Below are 2,099 nucleotides of genomic sequence, written 5' to 3' on the forward strand. Positions count from 1 at the left end.
GTCGACCCGGATCTTCTGGGTCAGGTCGCCCTGGGCCACCGCGGTGGTGACCTCCGCGATCGAGCGGACCTGCGCGGTCAGGTTGTCGGCCATGAAGTTCACCGAGTCGGTGAGGTCGCGCCAGGTGCCGGAGACGCCCTTGACATCCGCCTGGCCGCCCAGCCGCCCGTCCGTGCCGACCTCGCGGGCCACGCGGGTGACCTCGTCGGCGAACGCGGACAGCTGGTCGACCATCGTGTTGATCGTGGTCTTGAGTTCCAGGATCTCGCCCCGCGCGTCCACGCGGACCTTCTGCGAAAGATCGCCCTTGGCCACGGCGGTGGCGACCTGGGCGATGGAGCGCACCTGGGAGGTCAGGTTGCCGGCCATGAAGTTCACCGAATCGGTGAGGTCGCGCCAGGTACCGGAGACGCCCTTCACGTCTGCCTGGCCGCCGAGAATGCCCTCTGTTCCGACTTCGCGGGCCATTCGGGTGACTTCACCGGCGAAGGCGGACAGCTGGTCGACCATGGTGTTGATGGTGTTTTTCAGCTCCAGGATTTCGCCGCGCGCGTCGACGGCGATCTTCTGGGAGAGGTCGCCCTTGGCGACGGCGGTGGTGACCTGGGCGATGTTGCGGACCTGGTCGGTGAGGTTGCCGGCCATGAAGTTCACCGAATCGGTGAGGTCACGCCACACGCCGGCTACTCCAGGCACTTGGGCCTGGCCGCCGAGGCGTCCCTCGCTGCCCACCTCACGGGCGACACGGGTGACTTCGGCGGCGAACGAGGACAGCTGATCCACCATCGTGTTGACGGTGTCCTTCAGCTCCAGGATCTCCCCGCGGGCCGCGACGTCGATCTTCTGCGAGAGATCGCCGCGCGCCACTGCCGTCGCCACCTGGGCGATGTCCCGGACCTGGGTGGTGAGGTTGCCCGCCATCGCGTTCACGGAATCCGTGAGATCCGCCCAGGTACCGGAGACCCCCGGCACCTCCGCCTGGCCGCCCAGCGTCCCTTCGGTACCGACCTCACGGGCGACCCTGGTGACCTCGGACGTGAACAGCGACAGCTGGTCCACCATGCCGTTGAAGACCGTGGCGATCTCCCCGAGAAGGCCGTCGGCCTCGTCCGGTAGCCGAGTGCCGAAGTCGCCGTCGCGTACGGCCGTCAGCCCGGCCAGCAACTGCCGCAGTTCGGGCTCGCCGACCGCCCCTGTCGCCGTCGCTTCCGCGCGTGACGAATCTGCCGTCCTGGCCATCCCAGTCCCATCTCTCGTGCCGCTCACGGCACGCCCGCAACCTTCGAGCGTCCCATGCCCAAGTCCATCACATGAGCCCCCGCCCGCGAAGCCGCACCCAAACCTGCGTTCGCTCGCTGTGGCTGAGTGTGGTTGTGGCCGCAGGCGACGTGACCGGCCTCTCAGGTGGCAGACCGCACCGCAGGGCGGTGCGTCAGCCTGCTGGTGTGGTGGCGTAGCGCCCTGGCCGGAGTTCGGACAGGAGACGGCTGATGTCCGTCAGAAGCGTGCCCTGGAGGGTATGGACTACAGGTTCCGCCTCCGCGGTTGCCCGCTCGTGTCGTTCGACTCGGTGGAGTTCTGCCATGGCGTCGTCGATCAGGTCGGCGAGGTGCCGCGGGTCGGTCGGAGACGTCTGCCCGATCTCCTCCAGCGCGGTGGCGGCCGTACGAAGCAGGGTGCCGCAGGCGCTTCGGAAGGAGGCGGGGAGGCCCGTGATCTCCTGGCTGTCCAGGGCGTAGTAGAGGGTGCGGGTCAGGGAGCGGAGGTGGTCCATCGTGCGTTCGGCGATGGTGACGGCCTCGCGGGCGCGCGGCAGGGCGTTGTCCGTGGCGAGCGCCGTGGTGCGGCGGGGGTGGAGGCGGCTGTTCTCCATCTCGGCGTCGATGGTGTGCCGGATGCGTTCGGCTTCGGTGGCGAGCTCGTTCCAGTCCCGGCGCCAGTGCCGGACGCGCTCGGTGTCAGGGGTGTTGCCGTCGAGGATCTCGGCGAGGTCGTCGAGGCGCCGGCTCATCGCGGTGTAGAGGTCGGCGACGGCCTCCTGGCGGTGGTGGACATGGCGGGCCGGGGCGAGGATCAGGTGGGCGGTGAGGCCGCAGATC

1 protein-coding gene and 1 pseudogene are annotated in these 2,099 nt (G+C 69.1%); both read right to left on the bottom strand.

Annotated features, from left to right (window positions below):
- The coding region (locus ABZ873_RS34105; RefSeq protein WP_360880752.1) for a HAMP domain-containing protein at positions 1–1,239 on the bottom strand (1,239 nt) is incomplete at its 3' end.
- Between the two features lie 193 nt (positions 1,240–1,432).
- A pseudogene (locus ABZ873_RS34110) lies at positions 1,433–2,099 on the bottom strand (hypothetical protein); the annotation flags it as partial.

It is taken from the genome of Streptomyces sp. NPDC047014 (assembly GCF_040644195.1).
Classification (GTDB): domain Bacteria; phylum Actinomycetota; class Actinomycetes; order Streptomycetales; family Streptomycetaceae; genus Streptomyces.